Origin of the sequence: Corallococcus sp. 4LFB, assembly GCF_046520365.1 — a bacterium.
In the GTDB taxonomy this organism is placed as follows: Bacteria; Myxococcota; Myxococcia; order Myxococcales; family Myxococcaceae; genus Corallococcus; species Corallococcus caeni.
In genome coordinates this window covers 1-13,273 of record NZ_JBKGHJ010000227.1, presented here as the reverse complement: position 1 = coordinate 13,273, position 13,273 = coordinate 1, and the positions used below count along the sequence as shown (strand labels likewise).

At 71.8% G+C, this 13,273-nt stretch carries 10 protein-coding genes and 2 pseudogenes; 7 read left to right on the top strand and 5 right to left on the bottom strand.

Features of this window, described 5'->3' with window-relative positions; all coding sequences use genetic code 11:
• Positions 1 to 362: pseudogene (locus ACLEQD_RS23155) on the bottom strand (hypothetical protein); the annotation flags it as partial.
• A 143-nt stretch (positions 363 to 505) separates the two neighbouring features.
• On the opposite strand from ACLEQD_RS23155, the gene ACLEQD_RS23150 reads away from it, so the two are divergent.
• Both ACLEQD_RS23150 and ACLEQD_RS23145 read left to right on the top strand, forming a co-directional pair.
• Complete coding sequence (locus ACLEQD_RS23150; RefSeq protein WP_410386813.1) at positions 506 to 727, top strand: hypothetical protein; 222 nt, start codon at positions 506 to 508, stop codon at positions 725 to 727.
• 19 nt (positions 728 to 746) lie between these two features.
• Positions 747 to 1,319: a hypothetical protein gene (locus tag ACLEQD_RS23145; protein ID WP_410386811.1), complete on the top strand. Its 573-nt coding sequence runs from the start codon at positions 747 to 749 to the stop codon at positions 1,317 to 1,319.
• Here ACLEQD_RS23145 and ACLEQD_RS23140 read toward each other — a convergent pair.
• Together ACLEQD_RS23140 and ACLEQD_RS23135 are read right to left on the bottom strand one after the other, a co-directional pair.
• Positions 1,243 to 3,093, bottom strand: coding sequence for a bifunctional metallophosphatase/5'-nucleotidase (locus ACLEQD_RS23140; RefSeq protein ID WP_410386809.1), 1,851 nt, complete (start codon positions 3,091 to 3,093; stop codon positions 1,243 to 1,245). The genes ACLEQD_RS23145 and ACLEQD_RS23140 overlap by 77 nt on opposite strands.
• 93 nt (positions 3,094 to 3,186) lie before the next feature.
• Positions 3,187 to 3,588, bottom strand: a complete 402-nt coding sequence (locus tag ACLEQD_RS23135) for a hypothetical protein (RefSeq protein ID WP_410386807.1) — start codon at positions 3,586 to 3,588, stop codon at positions 3,187 to 3,189.
• Between the two features lie 217 nt (positions 3,589 to 3,805).
• On the opposite strand from ACLEQD_RS23135, the gene ACLEQD_RS23130 reads away from it, so the two are divergent.
• From ACLEQD_RS23130 to ACLEQD_RS23115, 4 genes are all read left to right on the top strand, one after another.
• The gene (locus ACLEQD_RS23130) at positions 3,806 to 5,656 is read left to right on the top strand and encodes a glycoside hydrolase family 15 protein (protein ID WP_410386806.1); all 1,851 of its coding nucleotides are present in this window, start codon (positions 3,806 to 3,808) and stop codon (positions 5,654 to 5,656) included.
• 179 nt (positions 5,657 to 5,835) lie between these two features.
• Entirely contained in the window at positions 5,836 to 7,260 is a 1,425-nt protein-coding gene (locus ACLEQD_RS23125; RefSeq protein WP_410386804.1) for an RtcB family protein, read from the top strand.
• 143 nt (positions 7,261 to 7,403) lie between these two features.
• Positions 7,404 to 8,000 carry a hypothetical protein gene (locus ACLEQD_RS23120; RefSeq protein WP_410386802.1) on the top strand — a complete coding sequence of 199 codons (597 nt, stop codon included), beginning with the start codon at positions 7,404 to 7,406 and terminating at the stop codon, positions 7,998 to 8,000.
• 105 nt (positions 8,001 to 8,105) lie between these two features.
• Positions 8,106 to 8,612 (top strand): DUF1993 family protein, encoded by a 507-nt coding sequence (locus ACLEQD_RS23115; protein ID WP_410386801.1) that lies wholly within the window; start codon positions 8,106 to 8,108, stop codon positions 8,610 to 8,612.
• Here the strand turns inward: ACLEQD_RS23115 and ACLEQD_RS23110 are convergent.
• Positions 8,560 to 10,501: pseudogene (locus ACLEQD_RS23110) on the bottom strand (2,3-oxidosqualene cyclase). The gene ACLEQD_RS23115 and the pseudogene ACLEQD_RS23110 sit on opposite strands and share 53 nt — an antisense overlap.
• Positions 10,502 to 10,518: 17 nt before the next feature.
• Complete coding sequence (locus tag ACLEQD_RS23105; RefSeq protein WP_410386799.1) at positions 10,519 to 11,565, bottom strand: phytoene/squalene synthase family protein; 1,047 nt, start codon at positions 11,563 to 11,565, stop codon at positions 10,519 to 10,521.
• Positions 11,566 to 11,651: 86 nt separating this feature from the next.
• On the opposite strand from ACLEQD_RS23105, the gene ACLEQD_RS23100 reads away from it, so the two are divergent.
• Positions 11,652 to 13,273, top strand: a 1,622-nt coding sequence (locus ACLEQD_RS23100; protein ID WP_410386797.1) for an FAD-dependent monooxygenase, incomplete at its 3' end; no start/stop codon positions are given.

Here is a 13,273-nt window from a genome sequence, read left to right as displayed (position 1 = left end):
CGCTTCACCCGCCGGGGGCCCGGGCTGCTCGCGGCGCGGGCCCGGACCTGTTCCTTGCGCTCCAGCGTCGCGAGCCGCTTCTCGAAGCGCTCCAGGGTGAGGGCGAAGTACTCGGCCTTCTGGAGCGTGTTGCGGTTGCCCTCGGCGCGGCGGGAGCGCGAGGGCGGCTCCTTGCGAAGCGCCTCCCGGCCCTGCCGCCGCGCCGCGTCCTGGTACTTCTCCATCAGGCGGCGCGTGCGCGCGATGCGTGCGCGCAGCTCCCGGGGCGTGAGCTCGGACAGGTTGCGTGGGGCGCTGGACAGGACGAGCTGGGCTTCGCGCTCGGTGAGCAATGACATCCGTTTCGACGGCAGTGTGCGCATGGACTTCCCCCTCATGGGATTGCGTGGCGGAACATCCACACCTTCCATCCGCCGGCAAACCGCTCCCGGAGGCAGGGGCGGGTGGCCTGCCGGATGTTGCACCCTCCTGATGGGATGCCCAGTTCCTCCTTCAGGCGGCTTCCATGTTGACCTCGTTTCATTCGCGCGCGCAGGCGGAGTTCCATCCCGCTCCCTCCATCGAACCCCCGGAGGAGGCGAAGCTCACCGTGTCGTCCTCCCTCCCCGCCAGCGCCGGCGGCATCGGCTCGTTCGTGGGGGAGGATGAAGGGTTGAAGGACCCCCACTTCGACCGCGCGTTCCTGAAGGCGGCCGGCTTCGAGGGCAAGGCCGGTCATCGGCAATGACCAAGCGCTCATCGAGCAGGTGAAGGACTCCGGGGAGCGGACCGGCGACACCGTGTGGCAGCTGCCGCTGGACCGGCGCCTGCGCCCGGAGCTGGAGTCGGAGGTGGCGGACCTGAAGAACGTGGGCGCACATCGACATGGCGGGGACGGCGCGCGCCGAGCGCGACCACGCGTGGCGCAGCAAGGGGGCCACGGGCTACGGCACACGCCTGCTCATCGACTTCCTGGTGGGCTTCACGCCCACGCGGGAGAGCCGTCACGGAAGAGACGCCCCCTTTCAGTCCGGGAGCCAGTCCGCGCGCCCCCGCTCCACCCGCGTGCGGTGCTCACCCTGGAAGGTGGCCCGCACGCGCTCCGCCCAGCAGGGCCAGTCCGCCCAGCAGCAGCCAGGAGGGCTGGCGGAGGAACCTGCGCAGGCGGCGGACCCTGCGCGGGAAGGGAGGGACACGGGAGGCCCGGTGGGACGCGCCCTCCGGGGAGGAGGGCTGTCCTCCGGGCCACCCTGGGGCCCTACGTCACTGCACGGGCGCGCACTTCGCGGGGCCGAGCGTGGCCTGGAAGTACGGCGTGTAGAGGTCCGGCGCGAGCGTGAAGTTGCAGGTGTTCACCGCGTCCGGCGCCAGGCCCTGGTGCGCCTGCATGTAGCGCGCGACGTAGTCCCGCACGCCGTCCGCGGAGGACCACAGCAGGCGGCCCTCCTTGAACATGCTGTACCCGCCGCCGCCACCGCCGCGGTAGTTGTTGACGGCGATGCGGAAGAGCTGGTCGTCGCGCACGTCCTGGTCCTGGAAGCGCAGGTGCGTGAGGCGGGAGCCCGCGGGCTTCGTCAGGTCGTAGCCGTAGTCGATGCGCGAGTAGAGGTCCCAGTTGTAGTCCGCGACGACGGGCATGGTGGCCTTCGCGTCCGCGGGCTTCGCGGGCAGGTTCGCCGCGTCCAGCTGCTTGAAGTACAGCGTGTTCATCTCCAGCGCGCGCCGGAGGATGGAGCCGTTGATCTCCATCACGTACAGCGTGTTGTCGTAGATGTAGACGCTGTAGGCGTCGCGCAGGGTGACGTCCCCGGCAGGCAGCGCGACGTCGTTGGAGAACAGGGCGGTGGCGGACAGGTCCACGGGGAAGCCGGCCTCCTTGGCGGCCTCCTCCTGCACCAGGTTGAGCAGGTCCCCCAGGGCGCTGTCCACGTAGCGTCCGGGGAAGCCGCCCGTGAAGGCCGCGGTGGTGCTGCCAATCTTCTGGTTCACGTAGGCCACCGTGGTGTCGTGGTAGGCCTGGGTGAGCTGCTTGACGGTGGCGTCCTCCGCCACCGTGTCGTCCACCGCGTGGAGCAGCGAGTCGTGCGCGTCCACGCCCCAGCGCTCGCCGTTCCAGGTGACGTTGAGCTGCACGTCGGCCAGGTGGCTGCCCCAGCGGTTGGGCTGCGTGAGGAGGACCTCGCGGCCCTGCGCGTTCTTCAGCAGCATCTTCGGGATGGGCTGGTGGGTGTGGCCGGTGAGGAGCACGTCCACGTCCGCCACCTGCTGGGCAATCTGCACCGCCTCGTTCTCACCGGCGATGTTGCCCCGGTCCGTCCACTTCGTGGGGTCCGCGTAGTCCGCGAGCCACGACTCCGGGCTGCTCGCGCTGCCGGTGGGCTGCTTGTCCGGGCCGCTGTGGATGGCCACCACGACCACGTCCGCGCCGGCCTGCTTCATCTTCGGCACGTAGACCTTCGCGGTCTCCAGCGGGTCATCGAAGCGCAGCCCGGTGATGTTGTCCTTGCGCTCCCACGTCGCCACGCCCGGCGTCACCAGGCCGAGGATGCCGACCTTCACGTCGCACACCGTGGTGAGGATGTACGGGGTGAAGGCCTCGGAGCCGTCCGCGGTCTTGCGCACGTTGGCGCCCAGGAGGGGGAAGTTCGCCTCGCCCTTGAACTTATTGAGGACGTCCTGGCCGTAGTTGAACTCGTGGTTGCCCAGGGCCATGGCGGCGTAGCCCAGCTCGTTCATGGCGGTGGCCATGGGGTGCTTGGGCGCGTTGTCCACCACGGCGTAGTAGGTGCCCAGCGGCGAGCCCTGGATGGTGTCGCCGGTGTCGACGAGCAGCGTGCAGTCCGGGTTCTTCGCGCGCTCCTGCTTGATGAGCGTGGCCACCCTGGAGAGGCCGCGCTTCGCGTCCGGCTTCCCGGTGAAGTAGTCCCACGGAAAGATATTGGTGTGCAGGTCGCTGGTCTGCAGCAGCGTCAGCGTGCGCGGCGAGGTGTCCACCGGGGTGGGGGTGGGCGGTGGATCGTCATTGGAATCACAAGCGGTCAGCAGCGAGCTGGCGCCCACGACACAGAGCGTGCCGGTGCGCAGCGCGCGCAACAGGAAGGAGGAGCGGTTCAAGAGGCCTCGACCTTGAGCCTTGCCGGAAGGGAATCTTCCGCAGGGGCGCGCACACTACAGGGTCTGTCTGACATTCACCTTGGATATGATTGCTCAATCCTCGTCAGCGGTTGGATAGGCGGAGACGGCCAGGGCGATGCCCTGGTCCGCGAACCACCGGACGTCGTCGGGCGGGAAGTGGATGGCGCTGGCGAAGTGCAGGGCGCTTCCGACGAACAGGCCGAAGTCCACGACGCAGGGGACGGACAGCTGCCGCAGCTCCATGAGCAGGGGGGCCAGCACCTCCAGTTGCCGCCGGGCCGCGGCGACGGGGCCGTGCAGCGTGCCCTCCCCGTCCTCCACCAGCGTGAGGTTGAAGCCAGAGGTGGAATGTCTGCCCTGGAGCCGCTGCTCCCCTTGAAGCCAGACGGCGTTGGGGTGGCAGTCCGGGAAGCGGTCCAGGACGGATGCCACATCGAACTCCGGGGCCTGGGCCCGTAGGACTGCCACCGTCATGCGCACGCTCCGTTCCATGCCGCCCGCGCCTGCCATGGCAGGGCAGGCCCTGGGGGTTCATATCCCAGCCGGGGCTGGGGCGGCGTCGCGGGTGTTCCGCCACTGTTCAGGGGCACGGCCCGGGTGGCCCCTGCCCGCCGCCCTCCCCGCGCGATTGCATCCGGAGGACCGGCTCCTACCTTTTGCTGAACCCCTACCCCAGGCCAAGAGACACGCCATGATTTCGACAGACACGACTCCGCGGACGAGTGAAGCGCCCAGGACGGGATGGGGAAGCAGCACCCGGGCGGAGCCGGGCCTGCTCATCGAGGACCATGCGCTCCTGGGGGACCTGTACACCGCCGCGCTCGTGGCCCGGGATGGCTCCGTCGACTTTCTCTGCCTCCCGGATTTCGACTCGGAAGCCTGCTTCACGTCGCTGCTGGGGACCCCCGACAACGGCCGGTGGAAGGTCGCCCCGAAGGCGGCCGTGCGCGAGGTGCGGCGCCGCTACCGGGGCAAGACCCTCATCCTGGAGACGGAGTTCGTGACGGACGAGGGCGCGGTGCGCGTCGTGGACTTCATGCCCATCCGCAAGGACAACCCCCACCTGGTGCGCTGGGTGGAGGGGCTCCGGGGCACGGTGGCGATGCGCTCCGAGCTGCGCCCCCGGTTCGCCAACGGCTTCACCCTGCCCCTCATCGCGAGGAGGGACGGCGCCTCCGCCGCCATCGCCGGGCCGGACGCGGTGTTCCTGCGCGGCGGCACCGGCCAGCAGCCGCCGCCCTTCGAGGCGGAGTTCACGGTGCAGGCCGGCCAGCGGATCCCCTTCGTGCTCTCCTGGGCCCGCCCCTACGACGGCGTCCCCGCGGCGCTGGACCCGGAGGCCGCCCTGCGTGAGACGGAGGCCTACTGGGAGGACTGGGCCTCGCGGCTGCGCCTGCCCCCGCGGCACCAGGACGTGGTCACCCGCTCGCTGCTCACCCTCAAGGCGTGCAGCTACCAACCGTCGGGAGCGCTGGTCGCCGCGCCCACGTTCGGGCTTCCGGAGACCCCGGGCGGCGAGCGCAACTGGGACTACCGGTTCTGCTGGATTCGCGACTCGGTGCTGACGCTGAGCGCGCTCATGCGCGCGGACCTCACGGACGAAGCGGGCAGGTTCGGGAACTGGCTGGAGGACGCCATCGGGGGCGCCATGGACCAGCTGCAGATCATGTACGGCATCCGGGGCGAGCGCCGCCTCACCGAGGTCAGCCTGGACTGGCTGGGAGGCTACGAGGGGGCCCGGCCCGTGCGCATCGGCAACGGGGCCTACACGCAGTTCCAACTGGACGTGCTCGGCGAGTTCGCCGCGGTCCTCTACATCCATGCGCAGCAGCTGGGCATGCCGACGCCGCGCGGACAGCAGGCGCTCAAGACGCTCGCGACCCGCGTGTCCGAGGTCTGGGCGGAGCCGGACCACGGCATCTGGGAGATGCGCGGCCCGAAGCACTCGTTCACCGCCTCCAAGGTGTCGGCGTGGATCGTCATCGAGTGCTGGGTGCGGACCATCGAGCAGTACGGCCTGGAGGAGGACAAGGCCCCGTGGGTGAAGCTGCGGCAGACCATCCACGACGAGGTGTGCAGCAAGGGCTACGACGCCCAGCGGGGGACCTTCACGCAGTACTACGGCTCCAAGGGCGTGGACGCGAGCCTGCTCATCATCGCGCTGAGCGGGTTCCTCCCGCCGGAGGACCCGCGCATCGCCGGGACGGTGCGGGCCATCGAGGAGGAGCTGATGCCGGAGGGGCTGGTGCTGCGCTACCGGACGGAGGAGAGCGTTGACGGCCTGTCGGGCCAGGAGGGCGCCTTCCTCGCCTGCTCCTTCTGGCTCGCGAACACCTACCACCTGCTGGGGCGCACCGAGGACGCGCGGAAGCTCTTCACCCAATTGGTGGGGCTCTGCAACGACGTGGGGCTGCTCGCCGAGGAGTACCTGCCCGGGGAACACCGGATGATTGGCAACTTCCCCCAGGCGTTCAGCCACCTGGCGCTCGTGAACAGCGCCTACTTCCTGGACGAAGGGAGCAGGGCGACGATGTATTCCTAGCCGTGTCGCTTCCGTGGCGCCCCTTCCCGCCGCCTGGCTTTGTCAGGCGGCGCGGGCCGGGGCGTCCCTGGGGGCGCGGACGCTCCGGCGTCCCGGCCGCGGCTGCTGACCCGAGGTCTCGAATCCATCGCTCACGTCCCCCGGGCTGAAATCCGCCCGGGTCAGATTCCGAGAAGGTCATGCAGCCGAAACTCAACCGGCTCCTGCGGGCGCTTGCCCGCGAGGGGCTCGATGTTGCTTACGACGGTCGTGTCTACACGGTCCGCCTCCAGGCGGATCCCCATGCGCCCCCCGCGGAGGTCCTGCTCCCGCCGGACCTGCCCGTGGAGGGCAAGGCGCTTCAACAGCTCGCGGCGCTCGCCGCGCTCCATCATCCGGCGGGCGGGCGCGTGAAGCAGGTGCGCGCGACGCCGGACTTCCATCCGGGTGACTCCGGGGTGGCCATCGGGTCGGTGGTCCACACGGAGGGCCTGGTGGTGCCCGGTGCCGTGGGCACGGACATCAACTGCGGCATGCGCCTGCACGTCGCGGACATCCCCGTGGACGCCTTCCTCGCCCGCCGCGACGCCTTCGTCGAGCGGATGAAGGGGCACTGCTTCTTCGGCACGCGCGACGTCGCCCAGGGCTCGCGCGCGCTGGAGGCGCTGCTGCGCGACGGCCTGCCCGGCTGGCTCCAGGAGACGGCGGCGCAGCCGCTGGGCATGGCCGCCCGTGCGGAGCTGGACCAGCTGGACCGCGAGTCCGCGCGCGTCCACCTGGGCGGTGCGCTGGAAGGCGACCCGGCCTGGGCGCCCACCGGGCTGCGGCGCGAGGGCGTGGTGCGAGACCCCGGGCTGGCCACCATTGGCGGAGGCAACCACTTCGTCGAGGTGCAGCGCGTGGAGGCCGTGGTGGACCGGGCGCGCGCGTGGGCCTGGGGGGTGCGTGAGGGGCAGCTCGCGTTCATGGTGCACTCCGGCTCGCGGGACATGGGCAAGCACGTGGGGCGCGCGTGGCAGGAGCGGGCGCGGGCCGCGTGGCCCACGGGGGCTCCGCATCCGGCGAGCGGCATCTTCCCGCTCGCGGACCCGGCGATGGTGCGCGAGTACCTGCGGGCCGAGGCCACCGCGGCCAACTACGCCTTCCTCAACCGGCTGCTGCTCGCGGAGCTGGTGCGGCAGACGCTGCGGGAGCTGTTCGGGGACGTGGAGGCGCCGCTCGTCTACGACGTGCCCCACAACATCACCCTGCCCTGGGAAGGCGGCTGGCTGGCGCGCAAGGGCGCCTGCCCGGCCGAGGAGGACCAGCCGGTCATCATCCCCGGCTCCATGGGGGCGACGTCCTACCTGATGCGGGGCCTGGGTAACGCGAAGGCCCTGGCGTCGGCCTCGCATGGGGCGGGCCGGGCGCACTCGCGCTTCTCCATGTCGCGGGGTGGCGCGAAGCACCGCGAGGAGGACCTGGGGCTGACGGGGGTGGACTGCATCGCGCTGCGGGCCGAGCGCCGCATCGAGGAGGCCCCCGCCGCCTACAAGCCCATTGGCCCGGTCATCGCCTCCCAGGTGGACGCCGACATCGTCCGGGAGGTGGCCCGGCTCAAGCCGCTGATGACCTTCAAGGCGTGAGAGGCATTCCCGTCATGGCCAGCTCACCCCCGCCGAGGGCCGCTTCATCCCACGCTGAGAGGCATTGGCGGCAGAGGCATGTTGGCTGTCCATGAAGCCCGGTACTCCTGGGCGCGTCTTCCACCCGCGTCCAGGAGTCACCCATGTTGAATCGCTTCGTGTCCTACGTCGTGCCGGCGGCCGCGCTGTTGCTGGGAGCCTGCGGCGGCCCTGAGACCCTCGAGTCGTCGGAGGGCGCGGAGCAGCCGTCCGTGGCCACCACGGAGCAGGGCCTGACCTCCGTCACCATCAACGACTTCCCGCTGGCCTTCTACGTCCCGCCCCGCACGAGCGGTGACGCGGACTTCGCCGGTCACGGGCCGACGATGACCCTCAACTTCGAGTACGAGGTGCGCAACTCCAACGAGCTGTGGGTCGGCATGTTCATCTGGGGCGACGAAACGAGCGGAGGCGACACCCATGTCTTCGGGGGCCGGTGGCACCACATCGCCACCACCGCGACGCCCATCCTGAGCGTCACGCCGGCTCCGTGGCCCGTCGCGGACTACTGGAAGGGCGCCGAGTTCACCTTCAGCTACACGGACACGGGGCACGCGGCGGACGTGTTCGGGTTCCCGCAGGTCGCCGGGAACACGCGCATCGTGCAGAGCATCAACTGCGTGGGTGACACCTCGGGCAACGAGGCAGGAACGACCACCGGCTGCTCGGCCGTGCTGCACGACCTGACCATCACCTTCTGATGCCACGCGTGACCGCGGCATGACGCAGGGCGTCCGGGATGGGGGGGCCGGACGCCCCGCGGATTGGCTCGCGCGGCAATGGCTGCCCCGTTAGCTTGCGCGCCCATGTACTTCGAGACCTTTTCGCAGATGAAGAAGCAGCTCGGGCAGCTCGACAAGTGGCTGGAGGCGGCCGCGGGCTATGCCAAGGCGAAGTCCTTCGACCCGAACGTCTACTTGATCTCCCGCCTGGCGCCGGACCAGTTTCCGTTCGTCAAGCAGGTGCAGATCGCCTGTGACGCCGCGAAGCTGGGGGCCTCGAGGTTGACGGGCAAGGCCGCGCCGTCGAACCCGGACACGGAGCAGACGCTGGAAGAGCTGCGGGCCCGCGTCCAGTCGACCATCGCCTACCTGGACACGTTCACCGGGAAGGACTTCGAGGGCGCGGCCAGCCGCGTCATCACCAATCCCCGGTGGGAGGGCAAGGTGATGAGCGGCGCGGACAACTTCCAGGAGCACATCCTCCCGAACTTCTATTTCCACCTCACCCACGCGTACGCGCTCCTCCGGCACAACGGCGTCAACCTGGGCAAGCTGGACTACCTGGGGACGCTGAGCCTCCGCGCGCCGTGAGGCCGCCGCCTGCCGCCTCCGCAAGCGACAGCGCCCACAGCGGGAAGATGCGCAGGTAGGCGTCGTAGTGGATGGCGCAGGTGCGGTTGAACACGCCGGCCAGGGGCTCCCGGGGCCACTGGCCGCGCGGCCCCTGCCTCGCACGGAGCCACGCCACGCCCGGCGCGCGGCGTCGCTGTCCGCGCCGCCCGCGGCCACCAGTGACAGCAGGGCCCAGGACGTCGTCACCGCGTGGCCGGTGCACCCCTCCACCCAGCGGCGCTCACGGCAGCCCTGGACGGTTTCACTCCACGCGCCGTCCTCGCGCTGGTGGGCTCCAGGAACGCGACCGCCCCGCGCAGCGCGGGGTCCGAGGCCTTCGCGCCCGCGGCCACCAGGCCGGTGACGCCGAACCACGTGCCATAGCTGAAGCACACGCCCCAGGACCCCTCCCAGCTTCCGTCCGGACGCTGCTGGCGGCGCAGGAAGTCCGCGCCCCGCGCGATGGCCCGGCCCACCGGCGCCTCCGGGTGCGCCTTGCGCCACGCGGCCAGCGCCTGCACGCAGGCCGACGTGCACTCCACGTAGCTGGGGTCCACCATGATGCCGGCGAACACGTCCGAGGGGTTGAACCGCTCCAGCCAGCGCGGCCCCCGCTGGCGCTCGTAGGTGGCCCAGCCGCCGTCCCGGTTCTGCAAGGACAGGATGAACGCCACGGCCTGCTCCAGGCGCTCCCGCGGCACGCGGTTGAGCCCCAGCGGCTCCAACAACAGACATGCCTTCAGCGCCTCCGCCGTGCAATCGCTGATGGGCCAGCCGTGCGCGCGCGTGCTGAAGGGCCACCCGCCCCGGCTCGGGTGCCGGTGGTGGCGCGCGGCGTCCGGTGAGTCCTCCAGCACCTGCTGCGCCTCCAGGAAGCGGCCCGCGCGCTCCAGCGTGTCCCGCGCTCCGGCCGTCGCGCCGGACGCCACCAGCGCCTGCACCGCGAAGGCGGTGTCCCAGAGCTGCGAGGAGTTGTAGCCGTTGAACGTGATGCCCTCCCCCACCGGCTGGAGGTAGTCCGGCAGGCGCTCCAGGTGGGCCCGCACCTCCGGGCCGTCCGGGCGCGCCACGTGCCACACCACCATGTTGAAGACCTTGTTGATGGGCCCGATGCAGACGAAGTGCGTCGCCGCGTCCTCCCCGCGAATCAACGCCAGGGACTCCTCCAGCGCGCGGGCCCGCAGCCGCTTCGAGTGGAAGCGCTCGTACAGCCCCAGCACCCGGTGCACCGCGCGCAGCAACAGGCCATGGGGGGTGTAGGCATCCGTCCCGGCCACCCGGCCGCGCGCCGCCTTCCAGTCCACGTCCGCGTAGGGCTGGGGATACAGCTCGCGCCGCAGCTCGGCCAAGAGCGGCGTCTCCCTGGCGCGGGCGCGGCGGCCGTAGAGCCAGCCCATGGGCAGGTACACCATGCGGCAGTGGCACCAGAGCCGGGACGGGTGGAACGGCAGCGCTCGCGGCAGCAGCCAGGGCTCGGGAGGCACGGGCGCGAGGCCGGCGTAGTCGTAGAGCCCCAGCAGGGCGAGGACGAACTTCCCCCAGGACGCGCTGCCCAGCGGGCCACCGCGCGGAAGGAACCACGCCCGCGCGCGGAGGAGGCCCGGGTCGTCCGCGCCGACGCCCAGCAACCGCTGCGCGACGTAGGTGAGCACCGTCGTGAAGACGAGGCCAGGCGACTCCACGTCCAGCCCCCAGCCGCCGTCCGCGTTCTGGCGGGCGCGCATGGCCGCGACGAGCCCGTCCCGGAGGCGCGCGTCCGGCGAGCGTCCCATCACGTACAGCCCGGCCACGTACACCGGGGCCAGGAAGAGCGGGCCGCTGTAGTCGCCCTTCCAGGAGCCATCCGCCTCCTGCGTCCAGGCCAGCACGTCGCGCGCCCGCTGCGTCAAGGCCGGGCCTCCATGCCGTCCCGGGGCATTCGCGCGCACCGGGCGTAGAGCGCCCGCAGCGCTTCATCCGAGTCCACCCGCTCCTGGGTGAGCCGCATCAGCGCCTCCACCGTCTCCCGGCGGATCTTCACGGGCGCCGGTTCGAGCACCGCGGGGTTGCCCTCCACCGCGTCCAGCGTCGCGACCGCGAAGAAGAGCGGGTAGAGGCAGAACAGCCGCAGGCCGGGCTCCTCGCGGGGAAGGGCCAGGGAGTATTCGAGCGCGACCGCGAGCTCCCGGCGCGCCACCTCCACCAGCTCGTCCATCAGCGCCACCGCCCGCGAGCGCAAGGACGGCAGGGCCAGCGTGGCGGGCGTGAGGCCATGCGCGGCCATGCGGTCCCTGGGCAGCCAGCAGCTTCCCCGGTCCAGGTCCTCGCGCACGTCCTTCAGGATGTTGGTGAGCTGCAGGGCCCGGCCAAAGGCAGGCGCCCGCGGCGTGAGGCTTTCGTGGCGCCAGGCGACCCGGGGTGAGCTGGCGATGAAGAGGCCGGTCAGCATCTCGCCCACGACGCCGGCCACGTAATAGCAATACATGAACGTCGCCTGGAGGTCGGGCAGCCCCATGACCTGCCCGCTCCCGCCGTGCAGCCGCTGCATCTGGTTCATCCCTCCCGTCATGGTGCGCACGCACCGGGCGATGGGCGGGTGCACCCAGGAGGGGAGCGAGGCCAGGGTCTCCAGCACCCGCGGGGTCTCCAGCACCAGCCCGGCCTCCGCGGCGGGCGCCTCGTCCCGCAGGGCGAGCCGCGCCCTTCGCGCGAAGGAACGGGCCTGGGCTTCCCAGCCCGGCGCCAGCGCCACCAGGGCGCCCAGCTCTTCGAGCAGCGCGGTCCGGGAGGGGCCGGGGGCCTCGTCCTCCAGCGTGTCCGCGACGCGGCACAGCAGGTAAGCCACCGTGACCGCGAGGTCCAGGGGCTCCGGCAACAGCGGGATGTTGAGCGCGAACGTCCGGGAAACCCGGGGCAGCTGCGTGCGACAGAATGACGCTCCCTGCTCCTTCATGCCTGCCTCCTCTGCGTGCGGTACCGCGCATCAATGGCTAAGTCGTCAATGCCAGACATGGTGTCTGGGGACCGCGCGGAGGCCACGTGGAGGACGCCGAGGTGGTGATAGCCGGAGGTGGGCCCGCGGGCTGCGCGGTGGCGGCGGCGCTCGCCGAGCTGGGGCTGTCCGTCCTGCTGCTCGACGCGGGCGTGGACCGGCACAGACAGCTCGCGGGCGAGCTGCTCCACCCCGCCGGCATCCGGGACCTGCGCGCGCTGGGCTTCGGGGACGTCGTGGACGGCTGGAAGGCCCAGCCCGTGCGCGGCTTCGCGGTGCGCTTCCATGCCCCTGCCCGCACCCTCGTCCTGCCCTACGGCCAGGGTGTCACCGGGCTGTCGCTCGAGCACGCCACGCTCACCGAGCCCCTGCTGGAGTCGGTGTCGCGGCGGCGCGGCGTCACCGCGCGCGCCCGGGCCCGCGTGACGGCCGTGGAGCACAACGACGGGCGCGGCGTGCGCCTGCGCTACACCCACGCGGGCACCGAGCACACCGTGCGCGCCCGGCTGCTGGTGGCCGCGGACGGGCGCGCGTCGCCCGTGCGGCGGATGCTGGGCATCGCCGAGCACCACACCCGGCTCTCCACCATGCTGGGCGTGACCGTGGACAGCGCCTGCCTGACCCACCCCGGCCACGGCCACCAGTTCGTGGGAGGCGCCGTGCACGCGCTGGCCTACGCCATCCAGCCGGGCCTGGCGCGCGTGATGGTGGACCTGCCCCTGGGCAGCACCATCCAGACGCTGCGGGACAGGCCGGAGCTGCTGCTCGCCCTGCCCTCCAGTCTGAGGCACGCCGTCTGGCGGGCGCTGGAGCAGCGGCCCGCCATGCGCATGGCGTCCAACGACGACTGGCTGGCGGAGACCGTCTGCATGGGCAGCGCCGTGCTCGTCGGCGACGCCGCGGCGTGCTGCCACCCGCTCACCGCGAGCGGCATGGCGTCCTGCTTCCACGACGCCCGCGCCCTCCAGGAGTCGCTGCACCGCCACCCGGGCCTCATCCCCCGCGCGCTGGAGCACTACGCGCACGCGCGGCGGCCGGCCCAGCGCACGCGCGTCGCGCTCGCCTCCGCGCTCTACAGCGCCTTCGCCGGGCAGGACGAGGGCATGCGGGCCTTGCGCATGGGCCTGTTGCACTACTGGGAGCACAGCCCTCGCGGCGCGCGGGCCTCCATGGCGCTGCTCTCCTCCGAGGAGCCCCGCATGCGGGTGATGGCCCGCGAGTACCTGCGCGTCGTCGCGCATGCCTTCGCCGCGATGCTCTCGCCGAGCGGCCCCGGGGGCAGCCTCCGGTCCGCCGCGCCGCTGTTGCGCTCGGCCGGGCCGCCCTTGCGAGGCACGGTGGCGAGCGCGGTGGAACAGGTGGGGAGCTGGCTGCATCGTCGCGTCCGCCGTCCCGTCTACACGCTGGCAGGGCCGCTGGGGCTTCAGCCAGGCCGCGGCCTTCCGCATCCAACCGGTAGCCCCGGCCGCGCCAGTCCACCTGGCGCGACAGCCGCGCGGACAGCGCCACGCCGGCCCCAGCAGCGGAAGGACGGCCGGCACCCAGTAGTGCCGGGGCGCGACGTCCGGCCCGTGGCAGGCCCGCTGGAGCCGCAGCTGGCTCCACACGGAGAAGCCGATGGGCAGCGCCGCCAGGGCCGCGGCCCCCCAGGCCCCGCGCGCCACCGCCG